This window comes from Streptomyces sp. NPDC006193 (genome assembly GCF_040613915.1).
Lineage (GTDB): Bacteria > Actinomycetota > Actinomycetes > Streptomycetales > Streptomycetaceae > Streptomyces.
On sequence record NZ_JBEXTB010000002.1, the window covers coordinates 88,840 to 114,489 of the forward strand.

General features: G+C 71.9%; 24 protein-coding genes and 2 tRNA genes. 13 read left to right on the forward strand and 13 right to left on the reverse strand.

Annotated elements, in window-relative coordinates:
- Window positions 1–94: 94 nt before the first annotated feature.
- The 4 genes from ABZ261_RS02150 to ABZ261_RS02165 form a co-directional block, all read right to left on the reverse strand.
- Complete coding sequence (locus tag ABZ261_RS02150) at window positions 95–424, reverse strand: rhodanese-like domain-containing protein (protein WP_356854942.1); 330 nt, start codon at window positions 422–424, stop codon at window positions 95–97.
- 87 nt (window positions 425–511) lie between these two features.
- Complete coding sequence (locus ABZ261_RS02155; RefSeq protein WP_356854651.1) at window positions 512–1,324, reverse strand: hypothetical protein; 813 nt, start codon at window positions 1,322–1,324, stop codon at window positions 512–514.
- 328 nt (window positions 1,325–1,652) lie between these two features.
- Entirely contained in the window at window positions 1,653–3,086 is a 1,434-nt protein-coding gene (locus ABZ261_RS02160) for a DUF2252 domain-containing protein (protein WP_356854943.1), read from the reverse strand.
- A gap of 398 nt (window positions 3,087–3,484) precedes the next feature.
- Window positions 3,485–3,568, reverse strand: a tRNA-Leu gene (locus ABZ261_RS02165).
- Between the two features lie 435 nt (window positions 3,569–4,003).
- Here ABZ261_RS02165 and ABZ261_RS02170 point away from each other — a divergent pair.
- The 6 genes from ABZ261_RS02170 to pknB all read left to right on the forward strand — a co-directional run bounded on the left by ABZ261_RS02170 (window position 4,004) and on the right by pknB (window position 12,568).
- Window positions 4,004–4,858, forward strand: coding sequence for a DUF3662 and FHA domain-containing protein (locus ABZ261_RS02170; protein ID WP_356854652.1), 855 nt, complete (start codon window positions 4,004–4,006; stop codon window positions 4,856–4,858).
- Window positions 4,859–4,868: 10 nt separating this feature from the next.
- Window positions 4,869–5,396 (forward strand): FHA domain-containing protein, encoded by a 528-nt coding sequence (locus ABZ261_RS02175; RefSeq protein ID WP_356854653.1) that lies wholly within the window; start codon window positions 4,869–4,871, stop codon window positions 5,394–5,396.
- A gap of 132 nt (window positions 5,397–5,528) precedes the next feature.
- Window positions 5,529–7,094 carry a Stp1/IreP family PP2C-type Ser/Thr phosphatase gene (locus tag ABZ261_RS02180; protein WP_356854654.1) on the forward strand — a complete coding sequence of 522 codons (1,566 nt, stop codon included), beginning with the start codon at window positions 5,529–5,531 and terminating at the stop codon, window positions 7,092–7,094.
- A gap of 27 nt (window positions 7,095–7,121) precedes the next feature.
- On the forward strand, window positions 7,122–8,585 hold the full coding sequence (locus ABZ261_RS02185) for an FtsW/RodA/SpoVE family cell cycle protein (protein ID WP_356854655.1): 1,464 nt from the start codon (window positions 7,122–7,124) through the stop codon (window positions 8,583–8,585).
- Window positions 8,586–8,892: 307 nt separating this feature from the next.
- Window positions 8,893–10,368: a penicillin-binding protein 2 gene (locus tag ABZ261_RS02190; RefSeq protein WP_356854656.1), complete on the forward strand. Its 1,476-nt coding sequence runs from the start codon at window positions 8,893–8,895 to the stop codon at window positions 10,366–10,368.
- 193 nt (window positions 10,369–10,561) lie between these two features.
- A complete protein-coding gene (gene pknB, locus ABZ261_RS02195) occupies window positions 10,562–12,568 on the forward strand; it encodes a Stk1 family PASTA domain-containing Ser/Thr kinase (protein WP_356854657.1) in 2,007 nt (668 codons plus the stop codon).
- A gap of 102 nt (window positions 12,569–12,670) precedes the next feature.
- On the opposite strand, the gene ABZ261_RS02200 is transcribed toward pknB, so the two are convergent.
- From ABZ261_RS02200 to ABZ261_RS02220, 5 genes are all read right to left on the reverse strand, one after another.
- Window positions 12,671–13,423 (reverse strand): class E sortase, encoded by a 753-nt coding sequence (locus tag ABZ261_RS02200; RefSeq protein WP_356854658.1) that lies wholly within the window; start codon window positions 13,421–13,423, stop codon window positions 12,671–12,673.
- 41 nt (window positions 13,424–13,464) lie between these two features.
- Window positions 13,465–14,691, reverse strand: coding sequence for a class E sortase (locus tag ABZ261_RS02205; RefSeq protein ID WP_356854944.1), 1,227 nt, complete (start codon window positions 14,689–14,691; stop codon window positions 13,465–13,467).
- Window positions 14,610–15,284, reverse strand: a complete 675-nt coding sequence (locus tag ABZ261_RS02210) for an aminodeoxychorismate/anthranilate synthase component II (protein WP_356854659.1) — start codon at window positions 15,282–15,284, stop codon at window positions 14,610–14,612. Before ABZ261_RS02210 ends, ABZ261_RS02205 begins: the two co-directional genes overlap by 82 nt.
- Window positions 15,281–15,442, reverse strand: a complete 162-nt coding sequence (locus ABZ261_RS02215) for a hypothetical protein (protein ID WP_356854660.1) — start codon at window positions 15,440–15,442, stop codon at window positions 15,281–15,283. Before ABZ261_RS02215 ends, ABZ261_RS02210 begins: the two co-directional genes overlap by 4 nt.
- A gap of 117 nt (window positions 15,443–15,559) precedes the next feature.
- On the reverse strand, window positions 15,560–16,348 hold the full coding sequence (locus ABZ261_RS02220) for a DUF881 domain-containing protein (protein ID WP_356854661.1): 789 nt from the start codon (window positions 16,346–16,348) through the stop codon (window positions 15,560–15,562).
- A gap of 152 nt (window positions 16,349–16,500) precedes the next feature.
- On the opposite strand from ABZ261_RS02220, the gene crgA reads away from it, so the two are divergent.
- Entirely contained in the window at window positions 16,501–16,755 is a 255-nt protein-coding gene (gene crgA, locus ABZ261_RS02225; RefSeq protein WP_356854662.1) for a cell division protein CrgA, read from the forward strand.
- Between the two features lie 255 nt (window positions 16,756–17,010).
- Here the strand turns inward: crgA and ABZ261_RS02230 are convergent, their stop codons facing one another.
- Window positions 17,011–17,895 carry a rhomboid family intramembrane serine protease gene (locus ABZ261_RS02230; protein ID WP_356854663.1) on the reverse strand — a complete coding sequence of 295 codons (885 nt, stop codon included), beginning with the start codon at window positions 17,893–17,895 and terminating at the stop codon, window positions 17,011–17,013.
- 99 nt (window positions 17,896–17,994) lie between these two features.
- A complete protein-coding gene (locus tag ABZ261_RS02235; RefSeq protein WP_356854664.1) occupies window positions 17,995–18,525 on the reverse strand; it encodes a peptidylprolyl isomerase in 531 nt (176 codons plus the stop codon).
- A gap of 205 nt (window positions 18,526–18,730) precedes the next feature.
- Here ABZ261_RS02235 and ABZ261_RS02240 point away from each other — a divergent pair, with 205 nt between their 5' ends.
- From ABZ261_RS02240 to ABZ261_RS02255, 4 genes are all read left to right on the forward strand, one after another.
- Window positions 18,731–19,429, forward strand: coding sequence for a DUF5324 family protein (locus tag ABZ261_RS02240; protein ID WP_356854665.1), 699 nt, complete (start codon window positions 18,731–18,733; stop codon window positions 19,427–19,429).
- Window positions 19,430–19,922: 493 nt separating this feature from the next.
- Window positions 19,923–20,153, forward strand: a complete 231-nt coding sequence (locus ABZ261_RS02245) for a DUF6059 family protein (protein WP_356854666.1) — start codon at window positions 19,923–19,925, stop codon at window positions 20,151–20,153.
- Between the two features lie 321 nt (window positions 20,154–20,474).
- Window positions 20,475–21,272, forward strand: coding sequence for a GAF domain-containing protein (locus tag ABZ261_RS02250; protein ID WP_356854667.1), 798 nt, complete (start codon window positions 20,475–20,477; stop codon window positions 21,270–21,272).
- A gap of 77 nt (window positions 21,273–21,349) precedes the next feature.
- On the forward strand, window positions 21,350–21,532 hold the full coding sequence (locus tag ABZ261_RS02255) for a hypothetical protein (RefSeq protein WP_356854668.1): 183 nt from the start codon (window positions 21,350–21,352) through the stop codon (window positions 21,530–21,532).
- Between the two features lie 426 nt (window positions 21,533–21,958).
- Here ABZ261_RS02255 and ABZ261_RS02260 read toward each other — a convergent pair.
- Window positions 21,959–22,031, reverse strand: a tRNA-Ala gene (locus ABZ261_RS02260).
- 181 nt (window positions 22,032–22,212) lie between these two features.
- On the opposite strand from ABZ261_RS02260, the gene ABZ261_RS02265 reads away from it, so the two are divergent.
- Together ABZ261_RS02265 and ABZ261_RS02270 are read left to right on the forward strand one after the other, a co-directional pair.
- Window positions 22,213–22,761, forward strand: a complete 549-nt coding sequence (locus tag ABZ261_RS02265) for a DNA-binding protein (protein ID WP_356854669.1) — start codon at window positions 22,213–22,215, stop codon at window positions 22,759–22,761.
- A gap of 94 nt (window positions 22,762–22,855) precedes the next feature.
- The gene (locus tag ABZ261_RS02270) at window positions 22,856–24,292 is read left to right on the forward strand and encodes a serine/threonine-protein kinase (RefSeq protein WP_356854670.1); all 1,437 of its coding nucleotides are present in this window, start codon (window positions 22,856–22,858) and stop codon (window positions 24,290–24,292) included.
- Here ABZ261_RS02270 and ABZ261_RS02275 read toward each other — a convergent pair.
- Window positions 24,256–25,512: a hypothetical protein gene (locus ABZ261_RS02275; protein ID WP_356854945.1), complete on the reverse strand. Its 1,257-nt coding sequence runs from the start codon at window positions 25,510–25,512 to the stop codon at window positions 24,256–24,258. The two genes, ABZ261_RS02270 and ABZ261_RS02275, sit on opposite strands and share 37 nt — an antisense overlap.
- Window positions 25,513–25,650: the final 138 nt, after the last annotated feature.

A 25,650-nucleotide genomic window follows, 5' to 3' on the forward strand; every position in this document is an offset into this window, starting at 1 on the left:
CCGTCACGGCCCGGTCGCCGGCCGCACCGGCGGCCATGACCGCACCGGGCCGGGCGGGCGCCCCCCGCAGGGCCGGGCCGGCCGTCAGTCACGGCTACAGGACGATGCCCGGCTTGCCGTCGTCGGTGATCACCGGGCGGCCCGCGGCCTCCCAGTGCTGCATGCCGCCGTCGACGTTCACCGCGTCGATGCCCTGCTGGACCAGGTACATGGTGACCTGGGCCGAGCGGCCGCCGGAGCGGCAGATGACGTGGACGCGGCCGTCCTGCGGGGCGGCCTCGGTCAGCTCGCCGTAGCGGGCCACGAACTCGCTGAGGGGAATGTGCAGCGCTCCCTCGGCGTGGCCCGCCTGCCACTCGTCGTCCTCGCGGACGTCCAGCAGGAAGTCGCCGTCCTCGAGGTCCGCGACCGGGACCGTGGGCACACCAGCTCCGAAAGTCATGACTCCGACGCTACCGGAAGCGACAGGGGGCCCAGGACCGCGCGGGCGGTACGGGCCGGGCCGCGCGGATCAGGCCTGTCCCCGCAGCCCCGCCAGCTCCGCCTCCCGGTCGGCGATGTCGGCGCGCAGCCGGGCGGCGATCTCGTCGAGCAGCCCGTCGGGATCGTCGGGGGCGAGGCGGAGCATGCCGGCGATCGCGGACTCCTCCAGCTCGCGGGCGACGAGAGTGAGCAGCTCCTTGCGCTCGCTCAGCCACTCCAGGCGGGCGTACAGCTCCTCGGCGGGACTGGGGCGCCGCTCGGGCGGCACCGGACCGGCCGCCCACTCCTCGGCCAGCTCCTTGAGCAGGGACTCGTCACCGCGGGCGTAGGCGGCGTTGACCCGGGTGAGAAACTCCTCGCGCCGGGCGCGCTCCTCGTCCTCCTGGGCCAGGTCCGGGTGGGCCTTGCGGGCCAGCTCGCGGTACAGCTTGCGGGCCTCCTCGCTGGGCCGGACCCGCTGCGGGGGCCGCACCGCCTGGTCGGTGAGCATCGCGGCGGCCTCCGGGAACAGGCCGTCGCCGTCCATCCAGCCGTGCAGCAGCTCCTCCACGCCCGGGATCGGCAGGACGCGGGCGCGGGCCTCCGCGGCGAGCCGCACATCCTCGGGATCACCGGTACGGGCGGCCTTCGCCTCGGCGATCTCCGCTTCCAGTTCCTCGATGCGGCTGTAGAGCGGGCCGAGGCGCTGCTCGTGCAGGCGGGAGAAGTTCTCGACCTCCACGCGGAAGGTCTCCACGGCGATCTCGTACTCGATCAGCGCCTGCTCGGCGGCGCGTACGGCCTGCTCCAGCCGTTCCTCGGGGCGCGGGGCCTGGGACTGATCGGCTTCCGGGGTCGTCACCCGACCAGCGTAGCCGCTGCGCCGGCCCCGGACCGATCACAGCGGGAGGGCCGGTGACAGGGCCTCTGCCGGCGCGGGTGGCCGCGGTGGGCCGCGGCGGTGTCTTCCGCCGGACCGCGGACGGTGTGCCGGCCGCGTGTCCGCCATGGTCACTCGCGCGGTCCGCCACGCCCCCGCGAAGCCGCGGCGCCCCGCGCCTGCGGAGCTGCGGCAGCCCAACCGCTGCGAGCCGCGCTTCCCCGCTCCGCCCGGGAGGCCGCGGCACTCCGCCTGCGGAGCCGCAGCGCGCAGGCGCCGGGTCGGGGGTCCCCCTCGGCCCGGATCGCCCTCAGACACCCGGCTCGGCGGCTATGCGGCCCGCGCGGACGGCTGCCACCAGGTCGCTGTGATCGGCTTCGGTGCGGTCGGCGTAGGCGACGGCGAAGTCGGCGACGGCCTCGTCCAGTTCCTCGTTCTTGCCGCAGTATCCGGCGATCAGCCGCGGGTCGGCGCTGTGGGAGTGGGCGCGGGCCAGCAGGGCGCCGGTCATGCGGCCGTAGTCGTCGATCTGGTCGGCGGCGAGCGCGGCCGGGTCGACGCTGCCCTTGCGGTTGCGGAACTGGCGCACCTGGAAGGGCCGCCCCTCCACGGTGGTCCAGCCCAGCAGGAAGTCGCTGACCACCTGCATCCGCTTCTGCCCGGAGACCACCCGGCGCCCCTCGTGCGCGACCGGCGGCGTCGTGAAGCCGGCCGTGGCCAGGTGCGGGACGAGCGCGGACGGGCGGGCCTCCTTCACCTGCAGCACCAGCGGCTCCCCGCGGTGGTCGAGGAGCAGGACGACGTACGACCGGGTGCCGACGCTGCCGGTGCCGACCACCCGGAAGGCCACGTCGTGCACCGCGTGCCGGGCGAGCAGCGGGTGCCGGTCCTCGCCGAGGGTGCCGGCGTACTCCTCCAGGGATGCGGCGACGGCGGCGGCCTCGGCGTCGGGGACGCGGCGCAGCACCGGCGGGGCGTCCACGAACCGGCGTCCGCCGTCGGCCGCCGCCTCGGTCGACTTGGCCGCGAACCGGCCGCTGGTGTTGGCCCGCGCCTTCTCCGAGACGCGCTGCAGCGTGCCGAGCAGGTCGTGGGCGTCGCTGTGGGAGACCAGTTCCTCGTCGGCGATGGCGTTCCACGCGTCGAGCGCGGGCAGTCGGGCCAGCAGGCGCATGGTGCGCCGGTAGGCGCCGGCCGCGTCCAGCGCCGCGTCGCGGCAGGTGTCCTCGTCGGCCCCGGCCTCCCGTCCGGCGAGCACCAGCGAGGCCGCGAGCCGCTTCAGGTCCCATTCCCAGGGGCCGTGCACGGTCTCGTCGAAGTCGTTGAGGTCGATGACGAGGTCGCCGCGGGCGTCGCCGTACAGGCCGAAGTTGGCCGCGTGCGCGTCACCGCAGATCTGGGTGCCGATACCGGTCACGGGGGTACGGGCGAGGTCGTACGCCATGAGTCCGGCCGAGCCGCGCAGGAAGGCGAACGGGGTGGCCGCCATCCGGCCCACCCGTATCGGGGTCAGGTCGGGGAGCCGGCCGGCGTTCGACTCGGTCACCGCGCTCACCGCGTCGGGGCGGCCGGCGTCCGGGGCGAACGTGCGGTGCGCTCCGCGCGGCACGTCCGACCTGAGGGCCTTGCCCTCCTTCTTCGGCGAGCCCTGCGGCGGCCACGGGGCGAATCCGGGCACCCGGGGCAGCCGTCGCCCACCGCGGCCCGCCTCGTCCTCCACCGCCGTCACGTCCACCCCCGTCACGTCCCCCGCCGTCACGTCCTGCGCCGTCACGTCCTGCGCCACGCCACCGGTTCCGGTCACCGCGACCGCCTCCCCCGCGCTCCCCGCGTTCCCCGCACGCCTGACGGGCAGGCGCCGGAACATCAACTCGCGAGGACCGTACCGCCGGTGGCCGAAACCCGTCAGGTCCCGCGTCCGACTCGCGCCGCGCGCGGGCCCCCGCCCCCGGCGAGCCACCCGCTCCCGGCAGCCGCCGGCCCGCGACCGCCGCGGGTGACGGACTGCCACGCCCGCACCGAACCGGCGCGCGGCACCGCCACCCCGTCCGTGAGATAGCTCACGCTCCGCAGTCCCCGACCCAACGAGAAACGGGCCCCCGCCGTGACTTCCGTCACCGGCGGAGACCCGTGTCTCCTGTGTGCGCGAGGGGGGAGTTGAACCCCCACGCCCTTGCGGGCACTGGAACCTGAATCCAGCGCGTCTGCCTATTCCGCCACCCGCGCATTGGGTGTGTCTTCCGGTCCCGGCCCTTTCGGGCTGGCCCCTTCCGACACCCAGAACATTAGCACGCCGTACGGGGTGGATTCACATCGCTTCCCGACGCCCCCACCAGGGCTCCGGCGCGTCCCCGGCCTTCCGCGCGGCGGCGCGCGTATCAAGGAGGCGCGGTGCACGTATCAACCTCGTACCGGTCCCGGCCATCTCACCGGGAGGCGGACCGGGTCCGCAGCCGGGTGCGGGACACTGGTCTTCGCCCGCCTCTACGATCCATGCAGCAGGACACGCACCCGGTAGTTCGAAGGGCAGCCGCTGGGGGAACCGGCTGTTTGGCGGGCGCGTAGATACGATCAGTGAGCAGTACGGCAGTACCGGCAGTACCGGGCAAGGCAGCGGCACGCAGCAGGGCAAGACAGCGGCAGGGACGGAGGAGGTGCCCCATGGGAGTCCTGAAGAAGTTCGAGCAGCGTCTCGAAGGTCTGGTGAACGGCACCTTCGCCAAGGTCTTCAAGTCCGAGGTCCAGCCCGTGGAGATCGCCGGCGCGCTCCAGCGGGAGTGCGACAACAACGCCACCATCTGGAACCGCGACCGGACCGTCGTGCCCAACGACTTCATCGTGGAGCTGAGCGCGCCGGACTTCGAGCGCCTCAGCCCCTACTCGGGGCAGCTCGGCGACGAGCTGGCCGGCATGGTCCGCGACTACGCGAAGCAGCAGCGCTACACCTTCATGGGCCCGATCAAGGTCAACCTGGAGAAGGCCGAGGACCTGGACACCGGGCTGTACCGGGTGCGCTCGCGCACCCTCGCCTCCTCCAGCAGCCAGCAGGCCCCAGCCGGCCCGGCTGCCGGCCGCCCCGCGCCGAGCGCCCCGGGCGGCTACGGCTACCCGCCCGCCGCGCCCGCGGGAGCGCCGCCCATGCCGGCCGCGCCGCCGCCCGGCGCCCGCCCCGGTGGCTACGGCTACCCCCAGCCCGCCACCCAGCGGCCCGCCGCGGCCCCGATGGCAGGCGCGCGCACCCGCTACTGGATCGAGATCAACGGCACCCGCCACCAGATCTCCCGCCCGACGCTGGTGCTGGGCCGCAGCACCGACGCCGACGTGCGGATCGACGACCCCGGCGTGTCCCGCCGGCACTGCGAGATCCGGACCGGAACGCCCTCGACGATCCAGGATCTCGGGTCCACCAACGGCATCGTGGTGGACGGGCAGCACACCACCCGCGCTACGCTCCGCGACGGCTCGCGGATCGTCGTGGGCAGCACCACTGTTATCTATAGGCAAGCCGAAGGGTGAAGCGGGGGCAATGTCAGAGCTGACCCTCACGGTCATGCGGCTGGGTTTCCTGGCCGTACTGTGGCTGTTCGTGATCGTGGCCGTGCAGGTCATCCGGAGCGACCTGTTCGGGACGCGCGTCACCCAGCGCGGATCGCGTAGGGAGGCGGCCCGCCCGCAGCAGCCGGGCCGGCAGCAGGCGCGCCAGCAGGCCGCGCCCCCGCCCCAGCGCGGGCAGCAGGGCGGCGGCCGGCGCGGGCGCAACGCCCCCACCAAGCTGGTGGTGACCGAGGGCACCCTGACCGGCACCACCGTCGCGCTGCAGGGCCAGACCATCACCCTGGGCCGGGCGCACGACTCCACGATCGTGCTGGACGACGACTACGCCTCCAGCCGCCACGCCAGGATCTACCCGGACCGCGACGGCCAGTGGATCATCGAGGATCTCGGCTCCACCAACGGCACCTACCTGGACCGGTCCCGGCTGACGACCCCCACGCCGATCCCGCTGGGCGCGCCGATCCGCATCGGCAAGACCGCAATCGAGCTGCGGAAGTAGTACGACAATGAGCGAGCGGAGCGAGCACGCAGCGGCAGGCCGCCACCCGGTCTCCGGCGCGCTCCCAACCGGAGGGTGGGCAGTGTGGCTCGACACGACCGGCTGTACCCGGAGCCGACGGGCGAGGTGCGCATGAGTCTGTCACTGCGCTTTGCCGCCGGATCGCACAAGGGCATGATCCGGGAGGGCAACGAGGACTCCGGTTACGCCGGTCCGCGCCTGCTCGCCATCGCCGACGGCATGGGCGGCCAGGCGGCGGGCGAGGTCGCCTCCTCCGAGGTGATCTCCACCCTGGTCACGCTCGACGACGACGTGCCCGGCTCCGACCTCCTCACCTCCCTCGGCACGGCCGTGCAGCGCGCCAACGACCAGCTGCGCGCCATGGTCGAGGAGGATCCCCAGCTGGAGGGCATGGGGACCACCCTGACCGCGCTGCTGTGGACCGGGCAGCGGCTCGGTCTCGTGCACGTCGGCGACTCGCGCGCGTACCTGCTCCGGGACGGCGTGCTCACGCAGATCACGCAGGACCACACCTGGGTGCAGCGGCTGGTGGACGAGGGCCGGATCACCGAGGAGGAGGCCACCACCCACCCGCAGCGCTCCCTGCTGATGCGCGCCCTCGGCAGCGGCGACCACGTCGAGCCGGACCTGTCCATCCGCGAGGTCCGGGCCGGCGACCGCTACCTGATCTGCTCCGACGGGCTGTCCGGGGTCGTCTCCCACCAGACGATGGAGGAGACCCTCGCCAGCTACCAGGGCCCGCAGGAGACCGTGCAGGAGCTGATCCAGCTCGCGCTGCGCGGCGGCGGCCCCGACAACATCACGGTCATCGTCGCCGACGTGCTCGACCTGGACACCGGCGACACCCTCGCCGGGCAGCTGTCCGACCAGCCGGTCGTGGTCGGCGCCGTCGCCGAGAACCAGCAGCACCTGCAGGACAACGGCATCATGCAGACGCCGGCCGGCCGCGCCTCCCACCTGGGCCGCCAGGGCCACGGGGGCGGCGAGTTCGGTCCGCCCGGCTCCGGGGACACCACCGGCTACATCCCGGCGGGCGGCTTCGGCGACTACGCCGAGGGCGACTTCACCAAGGGGCGCGGGCAGCGCAGGTGGCTGAAGCGGTCCCTGTACAGCGTCCTCGCCCTCGCCGTCATCGGCGGCGGCCTGTACGGCGGCTACCGGTGGACGCAGACGCAGTACTACGTCGGCGTCAAGGACGAGCACGTGGCGCTGTACCGCGGCATCAGCCAGGACCTGGCCTGGGTCTCGCTGTCGAAGGTGGAGAAGGACCACCCCGAGATCGAACTCAAGTACCTGCCGCCGTACCAGCAGAAGCAGGTGAAGGCCACGATCGCGGAGGGCGGTCTGAAGGCCGCCCGGACGAAGGTGCAGGAGCTGGCCGTGCAGGCCTCCGCGTGCCGCAAGCAGACCGAGCGCCAGGCCGCCGAGAAGGCGGGCGACGCCCGCAAGGGCGCCGGCGCGGCCGCGGGCACCGCCACGCACACCGCCTTCACCAAGGCCTCCCCGACGCCGAACACGACCCCGAATCCGGCGGCCTCGAAGACGTCCCCGACGTCCCCGACGTCTCCGTCGACCCCTCCGAAGTCTCCGTCCACGACCCCGTCCGCGACCCCCAGCCCCGGCCCCACTCTCTCGGAGGACGAGCAGAAGGTCGTCTCGCTGTGCGGTAAGCAGTAGGCAAGCCGTGAGAGGCCCTGTCACACGATGAGCAGTACAACGAACCCGCCGACGCACCACACCTCCACGATCGGCGCGATCGGCGCGCCGAGCCGCCGCAACACCGAGCTGGCCCTGCTGGTCTTCGCCGTGGCCATCCCGGTGTTCGCCTACGCCAACGTGGGTCTGGCCATCAACGACCAGGTACCTTCGGGGCTGCTGAGCTACGGCCTGGGGCTCGGTCTGCTGGCCGGCGTCGCCCATCTCGTCGTACGGAAGTTCGCGCCGTACGCCGACCCGCTGATGCTGCCGCTGGCCACCCTGCTCAACGGGCTGGGGCTGGTGGCGATCTGGCGGCTGGACCAGTCCAAGCTGCTGCAGTCGATCCACGTCGCCGGCGGCAAGGCCACCAACCAGCTGATCTACACGGCGATGGGCATCGCGCTGTTCGTCGCGGCGCTGATCTTCCTCAAGGACCACCGCACGCTCCAGCGCTACACCTACATCTCCATGGTGGCGGCGCTGTTCCTGCTGCTCCTGCCGCTGGTCCCGGGCCTCGGCGCGGACGTGTACGGCGCCAAGATCTGGATCCAGATCGGCAGCTTCACCATCCAGCCCGGTGAGTTCGCCAAGATCGTGCTGGCGGTGTTCTTCGCCGGTTACCTGATGGTCAAGCGCGACGCGCTCGCCCTGGCCAGCCGCCGCTTCATGGGGCTGTACCTGCCGCGCGGCCGCGACCTCGGCCCGATCCTCGTCGTCTGGGCGATCTCGATCCTCATCCTGGTGTTCGAGACCGACCTCGGCACGTCGCTGCTGTTCTTCGGCATGTTCGTGATCATGCTGTACGTGGCCACCGAGCGGACGAGCTGGATCGTCTTCGGTCTGCTGATGTCCGCCGCCGGCGCCATCGGCGTGGCCAGCTTCGAGCCGCACATCAAGGTGCGTGTGCAGGCCTGGCTCGACCCGATGCGCGAGTACACGCTCAGCCGGACCCCGGGCGCCACCGGCGTCCACTCCGACCAGCTGCAGCAGGCCCTGTGGGCGTTCGGCTCGGGCGGCACCCTCGGCACCGGCTGGGGCCAGGGCCACTCCGAGCTGATCAAGTTCGCCGCCAACTCCGACTTCATCCTCGCCACCTTCGGCGAGGAGCTGGGACTGGCCGGCGTCATGGCGATCCTGCTGATCTACGGGCTGATCGTGGAGCGCGGTGTGCGCACCGCCCTCGCCGCCCGCGACCCGTTCGGCAAGCTGCTCGCCATCGGCCTGTCCGGTGCGTTCGCGCTGCAGGTGTTCGTCGTGGCCGGCGGTGTGATGGGCCTCATCCCGCTGACCGGTATGACGATGCCGTTCCTCGCCTACGGCGGTTCCTCCGTCATCGCCAACTGGGCGCTCATCGGCGTGCTGATCCGCATCAGCGACACCGCCCGCCGCCCGGCGCCCGCGCCCGCCGCCAGCCCCGACGCCGAGATGACCCAGGTGGTCCGCCCCGGCGCCGCCGGACCCGTCGAGTGACACCGCTCACGCGCGTCGAGACGGCAACACCCCTCGGTGGTGCGTGAGAACGCGTCAGGCGAACGCGCCCCGGCACCCGCCCGACGGACGGCTTCCGCCCCGGCACCCGCCGGATCCGGAAGCCGTCCGCGCGTTGAGGAACCCCGTGCGCCGCCGCTGCGTCTCTTCTCCGGCTGTCGCGGACGGCCCCGCCCGGGAGGCACCGCCGTTGCCTCTAGACTGTGGGCGGCCAAGATGAGCGCCAGCACCATCGGCACCGAGAGACTGAAGCAACAGGCGCACCTGTTAGCTTGTGGAAAGGCCGGATGTGAACAAGCCACTGCGCCGAATCGCGATCTTCTGCGGACTCCTCGTCCTGGCGCTGCTGATCCGTGACAACTGGCTGCAGTACGTCCAGGCCGACAAGCTGCGCGCCGACCCGGCCAACCGCCGCGTGACCATCGAGCGGTACGCGAACCCGCGGGGCGACATCATCGTCGACGGCGACCCCATAACCGGCTCGGTCGAGACCAAGCACGGCGACTTCAAGTACAAGCGGACCTACGAGAACGGGCCCATGTGGGCCCCGGTCACCGGTTACTCCTCCCAGGCGTTCGACGGCAGCTTCCTGGAGAAGGTCGAGGACGGCATCCTCACCGGCAACGACGACCGGCTGTTCTTCCGCAAGACCCTCGACATGATCACCGGCAAGCCGCAGCAGGGCGGCAACGTCGTCACGACCCTCAACAGGGCCGCGCAGAAGGCGGCGTTCGACGGGCTGAAGCAGCGGGGCGGCAAGGGCGCCGTGGTGGCCCTGGAGCCGTCGACCGGCAAGATCCTGGCGCTGGCCTCCTACCCGTCGTACGACCCCTCGTCGATCGCGGGCAACACCAACGACGACGCCGCGGCCTGGAAGAAGCTGCAGAAGAAGTACAACCCCGACGACCCGATGCTGAACCGGGCGCTGCGCGAGACCTACCCGCCGGGCTCGACCTTCAAGGTGGTCACCGCGGCGGCCGCGCTGGAGAACGGCAAGTACACCTCGGCCGACCAGAGGACCGAGACCCCGCTGCCGTGGATCATGCCGGGCACCGCGACGCAGCTGAAGAACGAGGGCAACATCCCGTGTGAGAACGCGACCATGCGGGTCGCGCTGCAGTACTCCTGCAACACCGTCTTCGGCAAGATCGGCGCCGACCTCGGCAACGACAAGATGCTCGAAGAGGCGAAGAAGTTCGGCTTCGGCACCGAGCAGTTCACCCCGGTCCGCGCCACCGCCTCGGTGTTCTCCGACGACATGAACGCCTCGCAGACCGCGCTGTCCTCCATCGGCCAGTACAACACCGCCGCGACCCCGCTGCAGATGGCCATGGTCGCCTCGGCGGTCGCCAACGACGGCAAGCTGATGAAGCCGTACATGGTCGACATGCTGCAGTCCTCCAACCTGGACCCGATCGCCAAGACCGAGCCGGAGGAGCTGAGCCGGCCGCTGTCGTCGCAGAACGCGCAGATCCTGCAGGACATGATGGAGACGGTGGTCGAGAAGGGCACCGGCACGCGGGCGCAGATCGACGGCGCGACCGTCGGCGGCAAGACCGGCACCGCCCAGCACGGTGTGGAGAACAGCGAGAACCCGTACGCGTGGTTCATCTCCTACGCCAAGCTGAGCGACGGCAGCTCCCCGGTCGCCGTGGCCGTGGTGGTCGAGGACGAGGCCGCCAACCGCGACGACATCTCCGGCGGCGGCCTGGCCGCGCCGATCGCGAGGAACGTCATGAAGGCGGTCATCGACTCCAAGAAGTGACCGCACCCGATCACCGGAAGTGACACCGCTCACACGCCTTTGACATCGCCGCACGTTGCGGTACCGGTCCTGTATCGGGTTACGGGCTTGGCCAGGTCACACAGAGCGAGCCGGGTACGGTAGGCCCGGACGGCAGTCTCCGGCCGCGCACAGCCGCGCGGCCGGGACCGACGGAGAGGGCTGGTAGGTAGCTATGGAAGAGCCGCGTCGCCTCGGCGGCCGGTACGAGCTGGGCCAGGTGCTCGGCCGCGGTGGCATGGCGGAGGTCTACCTCGCGCATGACACCCGCCTCGGCCGCACCGTGGCGGTGAAGACGCTGCGCGCGGACCTCGCGCGCGATCCGTCCTTCCAGGCCCGGTTCCGCCGGGAGGCCCAGTCGGCCGCCTCGCTCAACCATCCCGCGATCGTCGCGGTCTACGACACGGGTGAGGACTACATCGACGGGGTCTCCATCCCGTACATCGTGATGGAGTACGTCGACGGTTCCACGCTCCGTGAGCTGCTGCACTCCGGCCGCAAGCTGCTGCCGGAGCGGGCGATGGAGATGACCATCGGCATCCTCCAGGGTCTGGAGTACGCCCACCGCAACGGCATCGTCCACCGCGACATCAAGCCGGCCAACGTCATGCTGACCCGCAACGGTCAGGTCAAGGTGATGGACTTCGGCATCGCCCGCGCCATGGGCGACGCCGGCATGACCATGACCCAGACGGCCGCGGTGATCGGCACGGCCCAGTACCTGTCGCCGGAGCAGGCGAAGGGCGAGCAGGTGGACGCCCGTTCGGACCTGTACTCGACCGGCTGCCTGCTGTACGAACTGCTGACGGTGCGGCCGCCGTTCGTGGGCGACTCGCCCGTCGCCGTGGCCTACCAGCACGTCCGCGAGGAGCCGCAGCCGCCGTCGGTCTTCGACCCGGAGATCACGCCCGAGATGGACGCGATCGTCCTCAAGGCGCTGGTCAAGGACCCCGACTACCGTTATCAGTCGGCCGACGAGATGCGTGCCGACATCGAGGCGTGCCTGGACGGCCAGCCGGTCGCGGCCACGGCCGCGATGGGCGCGGTGGGTTACGGGGGCTACCCCGACGACCAGCCGACGACGGCCCTGCGCTCCGACGCGGGCGGCGGGGCGACCACCATGCTCCCGCCGATGAACCCCGACGAGGGCGGCTACGGCTACGACGAGCGTCCGGACCGCCGCCGCCAGCAGAAGAAGTCCAACGCCTCCACCGTCCTGCTGGTGGTGGCGGGTCTGCTGGTCCTGGTCGGCGCCATCCTGATCGGCATGTGGGTGTCCGGGGGCGACGACCCGGCCGAGACCAAGGTGTCCGTGCCGCCGTTCGTCGGGCAGTCGGAGAAGGCGGCCCGGCGGATGGCCGACAACATCGACCTGAAGGTGACCGTCACCCGGAAGCCCTGTGACAACCAGGCCACGGGCAACGTGTGCAGCCAGAACCCCGAGCAGGGCACGAAGGTCGAGAAGAAGAGCACGGTCACCCTGGTCGTGTCGACCGGGGCGCCGAAGGTCACCGTGCCGAGCGTCATCGGCCTGAGCCTGGCCGACGCCCGGGCGAAGCTGGAGGGCGACGACTACAAGTTCACGGTGAAGACGAAGAGCCGCATCTCCACCGAGGACCCGAACAGCGTGCTCGACCAGGACCCGATCGGCGGCAAGCAGGTGCAGAAGGGGTCCGAGATCACCCTCACCGTCGCCAGGCCGGAGCAGAAGGTCAGCGTCCCCGACGTGACCGGCAAGTCCTGTGACGAGGCGAAGGCGGAGATGCAGGCGAAGGGCCTGGTGCCCACCTGCAACGACACCCCCACCGGTGACCCCAACCAGAAGGACAAGGTCATCTCGACCAATCCGCCGGCGGGTCAGCAGGTCTCCAAGAACACGCCCGTCGCGATCAGCGTGGGCAAGGTCGAGCAGCCGGCGCAGACGGACGTGCCGAACGTGCAGGGCCAGACCCTGAAGGACGCCAGGAGGATCCTCCAGGAGAAGGGCTTCAACAACGTCCAGGTCACCGGCCCGAGTGACGACAACGCGCGGGTCGTCAGCCAGAACCCGCCGCAGGGCACGCAGGCCGACCCGGCGACCGCCCAGATCGTCCTGACCACCGTCGGCTTCGGTGACGGCGGCAACAACGGCAACGGCGGCAACGGCGGCGGCCCGAACATCTTCGGCGGCACCAGCGGCTGACGCCCGCACCACCAACGAGAAGGCCCCGGATCGCCTCCGGGGCCTTCTCGCGTTCAGCGGCCCGTCCGGGCCGGGGGGAGGCACGGCGGTCGCCGCGGCGGGTCAGCGCAGTTCGCTCGGCGGGGTGCGGTCGGCGTCCACCTTCTGCACCCGGACGAGTTCGCCCCAGACCACGTACCGGTAGCGGGAGGTGTACACCGGGGTGCAGGTCGTCAGGGTGATGTAGTGGCCGGGCTTCTTCCGGCCGGACTCCCTGGGGATCGCCGAGAGCACGCCGACGTCGTACTTCGAGGTCTCGGGGAGGATCGCGTAGACCTTGTAGACGTACCAGTCGTCCCGGGTCTCGAAGACGATCGGGTCGCCCTTGTGCAGCTTGTCGATGTCGTGGAACTTGGCGCCGTGGCCGTCGCGGTGGGCGGCGAGGGCGAAGTTGCCGGGTCTGCCCGTCGTGGGCAGCGTGGCCCTGACCGGGTCCGTGTAGTAGCCGGCCACGCCGTCGTCCAGGACGTCCGTGCCCGTGCCCTTCTCGACCAGCACCTCACCGTTCCGCATCGCCGGCACGTGCAGGAATCCGATGCCGTCCGCGGTGTCGAGCGCGCCGGGGCCGGTGTCCGCGTGCCGGGCCCAGTGGTCGCGGACCCGGTCGGCCTGCCGGTCGGCCTTGCGGTCCGCTATCACGTTCGTCCACCACAGGGAGTAGACGACGAAGAGACCGAGCAGCACCCCGCCCGTGATGAGGAGTTCCCCGAAGACGCTGACCGCCGTCGCGATCCGGCCGGGGCGCCGGGGGCGCGGGGCCGGAGCGGGTCCGGACGCGTCAGTGGTGTCGTCGGTCTCGTCGGCGGTCGCTGCCACAGTTCCTCTGCCCCTACTCGCTGAGCCCTACTCGATCGGCCCTACTCGATGAGCGCGTCCGGCTTGCCCTTGCTCCGCGGGCGTTCCTGGACCATCTTGCCCCAGACGATCAGCCGGTACTTGCTGGTGAACTCCGGCGTGCAGGTGGTCAGGGTGATGTAGCGGCCGGGCCGGGTGAAGCCGGAGCCCGGCGGGACCGGGTCGAGCACGCTGGTGTTGGACGGCGGGGTGACCGGGAGCATCGAGGTCACCTCGTACACGAAGTAGGTGTCCTGCGTCTCGACCACGACCGGGTCGCCGGGCTTGAGCCGGTTGATGTACCGGAACGGCTCACCGTGCGTGTTGCGGTGCGCGGCGAGGCCGAAGTTGCCGGTTCTGGCGTCGGGCATCGCCGTCTTCAGCGGGGCCTCGCCGTAGTGGCCGATCATGCCCTTGTCGAGCACCTTCTTGTTGCTGATGCCCTCCGCGATGGGCGCCACCACGTCCAGCTCGGGAATGTGCAGTATCGCGAAGCCCTGTCCCGGCTCGAAGGCGCCCGGGTTGCGCCGGCCGCTGGCCCAGTCGTCCTGGAGCTGAGAGGTCTCGCTGCCGGCCTGCGCGTGCGCCCGGACGTTGGTCCACCACAGCTGGTAGGTGACGAACAGCAGCATCAGCACGCCGGTGGTGATGAACACCTCGCCGAGGGCGCGGCTGAGGAGGACGGCCGGGCCGGGCCTGCTCGACCGCGCCTGCCGCCGGGCCTCCACCCGGGACAGCGGCCGCTGCGGATCACGCTGCGCCGCCGGCGGCGCCTCGTGCCGCGTTCCGCCGTGCCGCCTGCCGCGCCGCTTGGCCGCCTTCCTGCGGGCCGCGCGGCCGCCGGATGCGGCTCCGGTGCCGGGGGAGGCGGGCGTGGCCGCAGAGGCGCGTGTGGGGGCGCGTCGGCGTCCGGTCCCGGCGCCGTCCGGGATGCGCAGCGCCATCGTCTCCTCGTCGGCGGGAGCGGGCGGCGCGACGGCGTCCTCGCCCGGCGGGGGCGGCGACACGGCCGGACCTCCCGCGGTCACCCGGGGCATCGGCGCCGTCGGCGGGTCCTGCCTTGGCCCCCCGTACGACCGCGCACCGCCGGAGGACCCGTACGCGCCGCCGGGAGACCCGTACGGTCTCCCGGCGCCGTACACGTCCTCGCGCTCGGGGCGCAGCGCGGTCACGCCGTGGCCCTGCCCACCACCGGGGCGAGCCCGGCCGATCTCGCCACGGCCTGGCGGTCGCCGCATTCCGCCAGCCAGTTGGCCAGCATCCGGTGCCCGTGCTCGGTCAGCACCGACTCGGGGTGGAACTGCACGCCCTCGACCGGGAGTTCCCGGTGGCGCAGGCCCATGATGATGCCGTCGGGCGTGCGGGCGGTCACCTCCAGCTCGGCCGGGACCGTGGCCGGCTCCGCGGCCAGGGAGTGGTAGCGGGTCGCGGTGAAGGGGGAGGGCAGGCCCGCGAAGACGCCCTTGCCCTCGTGCTCCACCGGCGAGGTCTTGCCGTGCAGCAGCTCCGGCGCCCGGTCGACGACGCCGCCGTACGCCACCTGCATGGACTGCATGCCGAGGCACACGCCGAACACCGGGATCCCGGCCGAGGCGCAGTGGCGGACCATGTCCACGCACACGCCCGCCTCCTCGGGCGTCCCCGGCCCGGGCGAGAGCAGCACCCCGTCGAAGCCCTCCCCGCCGCCGGCCGCGCCCGGGCCGGAGGCGCTCCCCCGGACCTGCGCCGTGGACACCTCGTCGTTGCGCCGCACCTCGCACTCGGCGCCCAGCTGGTACAGGTACTGGACGAGGTTGAAGACGAAGCTGTCGTAGTTGTCGACGACGAGAATCCGCGCACTCACTGGTTGTCCACCGTCACATCGTTGAAGGGCAGCAGCGGCTCGGCCCACGGGAAGACGTACTGGAACAGGACGTAGACCACGGCCAGGATCAGTACGAGCGACAGGAACGCCTTCACCCACGCGTTACCCGGCAGATGCCGCCAGATCCAGCCGTACATGCCGTCCCTTCCGTGTTCCCTACGGCACCAGACCCACGCCGTACGCCACCAGACTAGCGGCGCGGGGGCCCCGATTCCGTTGCGTCCACCGGCTGTGTGACGTCCGTCAGGATGTGCCTATTCCGCGGGTTCGGCGTAGTGCAGGTCCACGGTGCCGGAGTAGCCGGGCAGCGTCACCGTGCCGTCGTCGGTGACCTTCCAGCCGAGGCCGTAGACATTGACGTACACCATGTAGGTCTGGATCGCCTCGCTGGCGGCGAGCGCCCGCTTCAGCCGGTCCGGGTCCCCGACCGCCGTGATCTTGTACGGCGGCGAGTAGACGCGGCCCTGGAGGATCAGGGTGTTGCCGACGCAGCGCACCGCGCTGGTGGAGATCAGCCGCTGGTCCATCACCTTGATGCCCCGGGCGCCGCCCTGCCACAGCGCGTTCACCACGGCCTGCAGGTCCTGCTGGTGGATGACCAGGTAGTCGGGCTGCGGCTCGGGGTAGCCGGGGAGCTTGGCGGTGGCGCCCGGCGGGGCGTCGTTCAGGGTGACGGTGATCGCCCTGCCGGTGAGCCTGCGGGTGCCCGCGCTCTTCTCCAGCGCGCCGAGCTTCTCGTCCTCGGCCCGTGTGCTGCCGTCGTCGCTCTCGGCCAGCGACTCCACGCTGTCGCGCAGGGTCGCGTTGGACTCGTCCAGCTCCTTGTTCTTGCGGCTGCGCTGCTGGATCAGGTCGGACAGCTTCAGCAGGGAGCCGTCCTGCCGGATGTCGGTGCCCCTGGCCGTGTCGAAGCTGGTGAAGAAGATGAGCCCGGCGAGGGCGAAGACGGCCGCGGTGAGCATCCGCACCGGCCGGAAACGCAGCCTGCGGACGGGGCCGGAACCCGTTGCTCCCGTCCCGGGGGAGTCGGCAGAATTGCTCAACGTACCCTTATCTCCTTCGGCGCCACGGAAGCACTACGCTAACGGACGCCCGGGGGAGCACACAGAGTCGTCGTGTTGGCCCTTTGCACGCTGCCCCGAGCCCGACCCAGTTACCTGCGCGGCCACGCAGCGCATCGACAGGAGAGACCCTCGTGCCGAAGTCACGTATCCGCAAGAAGGCCGACTACACGCCGCCGCCGGCGAAGCAGGCGCAGGCCATCAAGCTCACCACGAGCGCCTGGGTCGCGCCGGTCATGCTGGCCATGTTCCTGATCGGGCTGGCCTGGATCGTCGTCTTCTACGTGACCGACGGCTCCCTGCCGGTCGACAGCCTGGACAACTGGAACATCGTGGTCGGCTTCGGCTTCATCGCCGCCGGGTTCGCCGTCTCCACACAGTGGAAGTAGCGTCGTCCACCGAGTTATCCACAGCGTTTTCCACAGTGGGGAAAAAGAACGACGATCTGTGGATAACCCATCGGGTGTTGACGCCGGTGTGACTGGCCGAGTGTCCCTCGGACATCCGTTCGTCCCCGACCGCCCCCTGTCCGACCTGCGGAAACACATCAGAGCGGCAGGGGGCACAGCTGTGTCGGCACGCCGTGCACAGGACCGGCCACACGCTGTGGACAACGGTTCGGCGGCAGGGGCTCCGCCGGGCCGTCAGGTGAGCTGCGCGGTCCTGACCAGCACCAGCGCCACCGCGAGGGCCAGCACCACGGCGCTGGTGCCGTACTGCACCAGCGCCCGGTTCTCCCGCGGGGCGTGGACCATCGCGTACCCGGTGACGACCCCGGCGACGAGGCCGCCGATGTGCGCCTGCCACGAGATGCTGCTGAATCCGAAGGTGAAGATCAGATTGATCACCAGCAGCGCGATGACCGGACGCATGTCGTAGTTGAGCCTGCGCATCAGCACCGCGGTCGCGCCGAACAGCCCGAAGATCGCGCCCGAGGCGCCCAGCGAGGCGGTCGTCGGGGCGGCGAGCAGATACGTCAGCGCGCCGCCGGCCAGCCCGGACACGGCGTAGACCGTCAGATAGCGGGCCCGGCCGAGGGCCGCCTCGAGCGGGCCGCCGATCCACCACAGGCTCAGCATGTTGAAGCCGATGTGCCAGTACTCCTGGTGCGCGAACATCGACGTCACGAAGCGGTACCACTCGCCGTCGGCGATCCCCATGGTCGGCGGGTACGGCACGGGAGGCCACCGGCCGATCAGGGCCAGCTGCTGCCACAGGGAGGAGTCGGCCTGGACGGCGATGAACACCGCCACGTTGATCCCGATGAGGATCTTGGTGACCAGACGGGGATCGGCGGTGACCGAGCCGCCGGCGAGCGTGCGCGGCCGGGACGCCCGCGGCGCGTGCCCCGTGCCGGAGCCCCCGCGGACGCAGTCCGGGCACTGGAAGCCGACCGAGGCGCTGACCATGCACTCGGGGCAGATGGGGCGTTCGCAGCGGGTGCAGCGCACACCGGTCTCGCGGTCCGGGTGCCGGTAGCACACGGGCACGCTCCGGGCGTCCTGCGCGCTGCCTGCGGCCTGGTCCATCGGACCCCCTCGCTCCTCGTGTGCTTGCACTGCCGTGCCCTGCTCTCCATACGGACGAGCAGGGCGTTTGGTTCCCTCCGGACGTCCGGGCCGGAGGGCTCAGCCCTGCCGCGTCCCGATCACCACCGTCTCCAGGACGACGTCCTCCAGCGGGCGGTCGTTGCGTCCGGTCGGCACGTTCGCGATGGCGTCGACGACCTTCCGGCCGGCCGGGCCGGTGACCTCGCCGAAGATGGTGCGCTTGCCGTTCAGCCAGGTGCTCGGCGTCACGGTGATGAAGAACTGCGAGCCGTTGGTCCCCGGTCCGGCGTTGGCCATGGCCATCAGGTACGGATGGTCGAAGGCCAGGTCCGGATGGCACTCGTCCTCGAACCCGTAGCCGGGGCCGCCCAGCCCGTTGCCCAGGGGATCACCGCCCTGGATCATGAAACCGCTGATGACGGAGTGGAAGACCGTGCCGTCGTAGAGCCGGTTCCTGCTCTTCTCGCCGGTGCGGGGGTGCGTCCACTCGCGCTCACCCCGGGCCAGTTCGACGAAGTTCCTGACGGTGACGGGAGCGTGCTGCGCGAAGAGGCGCACCTCGATGTCGCCGAGGGTGGTCTTCAAGGTGGCGTAGAGCTGCTCGGCCACGGTCTGCCTTCCGTCGTCGTCCGCTGCGACGCTTCGATCCTTGCACGGCGCCGCCCGCACGTCGCCGGGCGGCCCCGGCTTCCCCCGGGAGGGAACGGCCGGCACCCGAATGCGCGACCGCGCATGCCTGATCGACGGTTGACAGGCATGATCCGTAAAAGGGTGGAAAGTCGAAATACCGTACGCCACCGAGGAGGAGGAACCCGTGACCCGCATCGACAGCGTGCGCGCCGCGACCGGCTCGGCGAAGGACAGCGTGCTGCACGCCGCGGAAGTGGTGGCGCCTTACGCCGACACGGCCAAGGAGCGTGCCGCGCACTACGCGCAAGAGGCACGTGTACGGCTGGCGCCCGTGGTGTCGCAGGCCGCAGAACAGGCCCGCGTGCAGTACGACGCCCGGCTCGCCCCGCGCCTGGAACAGGCTCGTGCACATGTGCCGGCCAAGGTCGACCTGGCCGCGCAGGAGGCCGCCGTCCGTACCCGCAAGGCCGCCCGGCAGGCCGCCCAGTACTCCCGCCCCAAGATCGAGCAGGCTGTGGCCGCGACCGCCCCGGTCCGCGACGAGGCCGCCGCGCGCACCGCCGCCGCCCTGGCCGCGCTGCGCGGTCAGGTCTCGGCGAAGGACATCCAGAAGCTGGCCCGGCGCAACGCGCGGCGGTCCCGGACCGGCCGCGCCGTCAAGACGCTGGTGCTGCTGTCCGCCGTGGCGGGCGGCGCCTTCGCGGCCTGGAAGTGGTGGGACAAGCAGGCCAACCCGGACTGGCTGGTCGAGCCGCCGGCCGCGACGGAGGTCCCCGAGGCGGGCCGGCTGGACGCGGTGGACGGCAGCGGCGCGGTGCTGGACCCCGAGGTCCAGGCCAAGCAGGCGGAGGACGAGACCACGGACCGCGACGACCAGGCGTGAGCGGACCGGCTCTCCAGGCCGGTGGACGGGCCGCGGAGGCGGCGGGCTGACCCCGCCGGATCCGCGGCCCGTTTCACGTGGAACCGCGTGGGCCGCCGGGCTGATGCCGGGCTGACCGGGCCTCCAGCGGGGCTGGAGCGGGAGCGGACAGTGTGGGGGCCCAGCCGGGCCGCCGCAGCCGGGCGGCCGTAGTCCTGAGGGGAGACGCCGTGTCCCTCGCCAGCACCCCGCACCCCGAGACCCCGGAGAGCGACGCGCACACCGGAACGGCCCGGCGGCGCGGAGCGTCCCAGGTCTGCGGAGCGTCCCACGTCTGCGGAGCGTCCCACGTCTGCGGAGCGTCCCACGTCTGCGGCGAGACCGCGGGGTGCGCCGCCACGTTCGCCGCCGGCGGCACCGCTGACCCCGAACCTCCCTCATCCGCACGGTCCCTGACACACGGTCGGCGCTTCACCGCCGCCGTCCCCGCGCCGCGGCCGGCCGGTGCGGCCTCATGAGGGGCAGGGTGGCGGCGACGGCCGTCCGGGTGCTGAAGGCGGTGTACGGCACCCTGGTCGCGGCGGGGCGCATGTACGTGTGGACAGCGGACCCGGACCCGGACCCCAGCGACCTCCCGCCCGGCCACCCCGAGCGCCTGCGCCCGGACCTGCCCCTGACCGCGTACGAACGCGCACTGGAGCGCCAGCTCAGGACGGGTGGTCCGGCGTTCTGGGACCTGGGCTGAGGGCCCGCCCCGACCTGCCCGGCGGGTACGTGCCGCGCCTCTCCGGTGATAGCTTCGCGCTGCATACCGGCTGCGGCATAAGACATCTCACGGGCTTGACGCATTGCCGACACCGGCGCACAGGGGCGCACAGGGGAGCACTGCAACACCGCCAGCGCCGTCGTCGTGCTTCCGCACACCAGGGAGACCTCACCCGTTCCGCCGGCTATCACCTTCACCGCGGCTTGACTTCCGACATACTGCTGCTTTCGTGCTGACCCACCTCGCGGCCGCGCCGACTCTTATTTCAGCGCCGAAGGTACAGATCTCGCAGAAGGTGCGATGTTCAAGAAGTCGCTAGCTGTTTTGCAAGCAATAGGCCTTGCCCTTTTGCCTATCATATCGCCCGGCTTGACGTTCCTCTGCGGAACTCAGGTATCAGCCTCCAAAGGGTGGCTCAAGGCCGCTTATATCGCTGCCGGTGCTCTCTCCGCATGCGCAGCGCCATGGTTCGCGCGAAGGAGCCACGCGCGTGAACGCCGCAACGAGGTGATCAAGAACGAGGCGGTCATCTCCGCCGTCGCCGACGACATGGGCTCCCTGGCCACCCGCGCCGACGAGCAGGCCCGGCGACTGGCTCAGATCCAGCAGCGCCTGATCGCCTGCGCCACCGATCATGCCGGTCCGAAGTCGCGGGCAGCCTTTTTCGCCCTGGACGAGGAGCGGCGTCTTCGGCTCGCCACTTATCACAACCGAGACACACCGCCGCGGCAGCTGGAGGAAAGACAGGAAGCGATCCTGCTGAACGCGATGAACGGCAAGGATATCGTCTACGTAAAAGACACCATGAACACCGACGGTAATCTGAGCTTCAACCTCGGCGATGCATACCGTTCGGCCATCGTCGCTCCCGTGTATGCGGGAAACGAACCGCAAGGGGTCCTGGTGATCGACGCCCCTGAAGCGAAAAAGCTGACGAAGAAGCGCGTCAGGGAGTCGTACGTACGAGCGGTGACACATCTTTTGGGTACCGCCCACGCGATGGGAAACGGTGAGCATGCCGACAACGCGGAGGTACCACGCCAACAGAACGGCAGACGGGGCGGTAAGGCTACCCCAAGTCAGGGTAAGAAAAGCTGAGATGCACGAAACGGTCCATAGGCAGCCAAGCGACCCTAACCTACTTCACAGCTGGCACAACCGTTTGGGGGAACGTCATGCCTGAGCACGAAGTCGAGATCATCGAGTCAGGGCGAGCCTGGATGGCCGGGCAGGTGCCCGACGACGTGTACTTCTCCAAGGTCATCCAGTCGGCGGCCGCCAGCCCGGGCGAGGAACTGCTGCACCGCGTCCGCACCCTGATCGCGAGGTTCGCCAACTGGAAGAAGCGCACCACGTGAGGACTCCAGTGCGGCGACGGCGACGTCTGCTGCCCTGGACAGCAGGCGTCGCCCAAGGCGCCTGACGGCGAGTTGAGCGGTGAGCCCGCCCGACGTGCCAGGGGTCAGCGTGCGGGACCGCTTCGTCCGCCCGGACCCCGCCGACCCCTCGATCGCCGGCATCCACCGCACGCACCGGAACGTTCCGGCATCCGCTTGATCCGCTTGATCCGCTCCAGCCTGCTCGCGATCACGATGGTGCGGCGGCTCTTCCCCGTCCTCGGCGCTCCTCGGCGAGATCGGGCCGCGCAGGTCCGCGATGGAGCCCAGGCCACGGATCCAGCCCCGCGGCCACCGGTCGACCGATGCGCCCGCCCCCTGCCCGTCCGAAGCGGCGCGAAGCCCCTCCGACCAGCGTTTCCGCAGGTAAGAGGGGCTTCGAGACTGTGGAGCCTAGGGGAGTCGAACCCCTGACATCCGCCATGCAAAGACGGCGCTCTACCAACTGAGCTAAGGCCCCGGGAAGGAGCGCCCGGCCGGAGGAACCGCGTTCCGTCGGGTGCGCAGACCAGAGTACCGGGTCACCCCCCGTATCCCGCAAAAAGATTGGGGGTCCCCGCGGATGACCACTCTCCGTAAGATGCTCGGCGTGGTTCGCTACAGCGAACCGCGGTTTTCAGGGGAAGCGATGGGGAGACGCGATGGACGCCGCACAGCAGGAAGCGACCGCTAGAGCGCGGGAGCTGCAGCGCAACTGGTACGGGGAGCCGTTGGGGGCGCTCTTCCGCAAGCTGATCGACGATCTCGGACTGAACCAGGCCCGTCTCGCGGCGGTCCTCGGCCTGTCCGCTCCGATGCTCTCGCAGCTGATGAGCGGCCAGCGCGCCAAGATCGGCAATCCGGCGGTGGTCCAGCGGGTGCAGCTGCTGCAGGAGCTGGCGGCCCAGGTCGCGGACGGCAGCGTCAGCGCCGCCGAGGCGACCGAGCGCATGGACGAGATCAGGAAGTCGCAAGGGGGCTCCGTGCTCAGCAACACCACGCACACGACGAGCGGTTCCGGCGCGCCTACGGTCAAGCGCGTGGTCCGCGAGATCCAGTCGCTGCTCCGCTCGGTGGCCGCCGCCGGCGACATCATCGACGCCGCGGACACCCTCGCCGTCAGCCACCCCGAACTCGCCGAATTCCTCCGGGTCTACGGCGCCGGCCGCACTTCCGACGCCGTCGCGCACTACCAGTCCCACCAGAGCTGATCCGCGGCCCGGCCGCCGGCAGGGGGGTCAGGGGTGCGGGCCGGGGCACAGTTCTCACAGACGCACCGGGCCAGGGGGAGGAGCGGCGACTGCCATGGGTGAGGTCTTCGCCGGCCGGTACGAGCTGGCCGACCCGATCGGACGCGGTGGCGTGGGCGCCGTCTGGCGGGCCTGGGACCACCGCCGGCGGCGGTACGTGGCCGCCAAGGTCCTCCAGCAGCGCGACGCCCACTCCCTGCTCCGCTTCGTCCGCGAGCAGGCCCTGCGCATCGACCACCCGCACGTCCTCGCCCCGGCCAGCTGGGCCGCCGACGACGACAAGGTGCTGTTCACCATGGACCTGGTCGCGGGCGGCTCCCTGGTCCACCTGGTCGGCGACTACGGCCCCCTGCCGCCCGCCTATGTGTGCACCCTGCTCGACCAGTTGCTGTCCGGGCTCGCCGCCGTGCACGCCGAAGGCGTCGTCCACCGGGACGTCAAACCCGCCAATGTGCTCCTCGAGGCCACCGGCACCGGCCGGCCCAGGCTGCGGCTGTCCGACTTCGGCATCGCCATGCGGCTCGGCGAACCCCGCCTGACGGGCACGGACCTCGTGGTGGGCACGCCCGGCTACCTCGCGCCCGAGCAGCTGCTGGGCGCCGAACCCGGCTTCCCCGCCGACCTGTTCGCCGTCGGCCTGGTCGCCCTGTACCTCCTCCAGGGCGCCAAGCCCGACGCCGGGGCGCTCGTGCGGTACTTCCTGGAACACGGCACCCCCGGACCGCCCACGGGCGTCCCGGAACCGCTGTGGCAGGTCGTCGCCACCCTGCTCCAGCCCGATCCCGAGCGCCGTTTCCGGACCGCCACCGGGGCGCGCAAGGCGCTCGCGGCCGCCGCGGAACTGCTGCCGCAGCCCGGCCCCGACGACGAGGTCATCGAGATCTTCGACCAACTGGGCCCGCTCCCGCCGGGTTTCGGGCCCGACGGGCCCCTCGCCGCAGCCTCCGGGCGGGCGCCGGACACGGCTTCCGGCGTACACCGCACCGGCACCGGCACCGGGACCGGCTCCCTCACGGACACCGGCAGCTTCCGTCTCCTCCCGCCCGCGCCGCCCCCGGCGCCGGACCCCCGCGCAGGCTCCGTCACCGCCCCCTACACCGCCCGCGACCCCCAGGCCCCGCCGCCCCGGCCCGCCGCCCCGCCCACCACGTCGGCACCCTCCGCACCGGCCACGGCCTCCGCGCCGCACGCCTCGCCCGCCCCGCCCGCCCGGAGCCCGCACGCCCGACCCCCGGCTCCCGCCGCGCCGTTCGCTCCCCACGATCCCCACGATCCCCACGCGCCGCTCACGTCGCTCACGCCGCTCACGCCGTCAGCCCCGTCTCCCGCACCCGCCATGGCTCCGCCACCCGTCCGGGGCCGGCGCGCGCGGGGCCGACGTGCCCGGCGCGCGGCCCGCCGTCCCGGACCCCCGGCCAGGGCCGCGATCCCGCTGCTGCTGCTGGCGCTCGCCTGCTACGCGGTGGGTTTCTGGGCGCTGAGCCGGGTGTGAGCCCGCCGGGCCGCCACCGTCCAGCCGAGGAGGACCAGCAGCAGTGCGGTCCCCCCGCCGATCCCGCCGACGGCGACCAGCCTCATCGCGAGGCCGCCGCCGTCCCCGGCGCTCCCGGCCGCGGCCTCCTCCCGGTCCCCGGCGGTGACCGCGAAGACGTCCGCGGGCACGGGCCGGCCGGCGTATCCCGGCCCCGCGTGCGCCCGTCCGCCGACCCGGACCCGCAGGGTCACCTCGTACGGGCCCCGCCCGAAGACCTCGGCCGTCCGCGCGCTCAGGTGCAGGGCCAGGTAGTAGGCGCCGGCGAAGCGGACGGCGGTCACCCCGCCCGGGACGGCGTAGCGGTTGGCGTACTCGACCGGCGGCAGCGGCTGGAGGGCGACGGGTCTCGGGGCGCCGGTGTACCCGAGGGAGGCGTCGTCGACGTGGCCGCGGACGGGGTTGTACAGGGAGAGGTTCAGGGCGCCGCCCACATAGCCGTGACCGGGGGAACCGCCCAGCTCGGCGGAGGCGTGCAGCTGCCGGCCCCAGTCGAGCGGCACCTTGTAGAACCGGGTGGCGCCGGGTGACAGGCGGGTGCGCCAGACGCCCTGGCCCACCGTCCGCGCCGTGGCGAACCCGGTGCCGCCCGAGCGGTCGCGGGGCGCCGCGGCGAGGGGCTCGGGGGTGGCGGAGTCCCAGGCGTCCGGGGCGGCGGTGGGGCCGGTGCGGGCCGGTCGCGGTTCGGTGACCGGCGCGATCTCCAGGTCCCAGCCGCCGGCCGGGGCGCCCTCGGCGTCGAGGCGTTCGACGAACAGGTAGTAGGTGCCGCCGCCCTGGCAGAGCGCCTTGCCGGCCTCCCGCTGTCCGAGGGCCGTGACCGGGCGCGCGCTGAGCCCGGCGCCGAAGCGGGCGGAGGAGTAGGAGCAGGACGCGCCGTGGGCGTCGCGGAGCGAGACGCGGACGCCGTCGGTGGCGGCGACGGCGGCCCCGGCCGGCGGCACGGCGGTGACGGGGACGTACGCCGTGTCCGTCGCGGCGAGGCGCAGCCGGTAGAACAGCCGGCCGTCGCGCGGGACGGTGCTGCGGTAGGTGCGGCCGGGCTCCAGCAGGGGAGCGCCCGCGGTGCCCGGCGCGCCCGCGACCGTCCGGGCGCCGGGTGCGAAGGCGTACGCCCCGGGGTCTTCGCCGGCGGCCGCCGCGGGAGCCGCGGCCGGCAGGGCCAGGGCGGCGCACACCACCGCCGGCACACACCCGCGTACACCCCGCCGCCACGCCGTACGCCCTCGCCCCGGCACGTTCCGCCACCCCCGGTCGTCGCTGGTGACCCCATACTGCCCGAGCGCCGTTGCGCCGTCCGGGCAAAGCGTGCGGCCGTC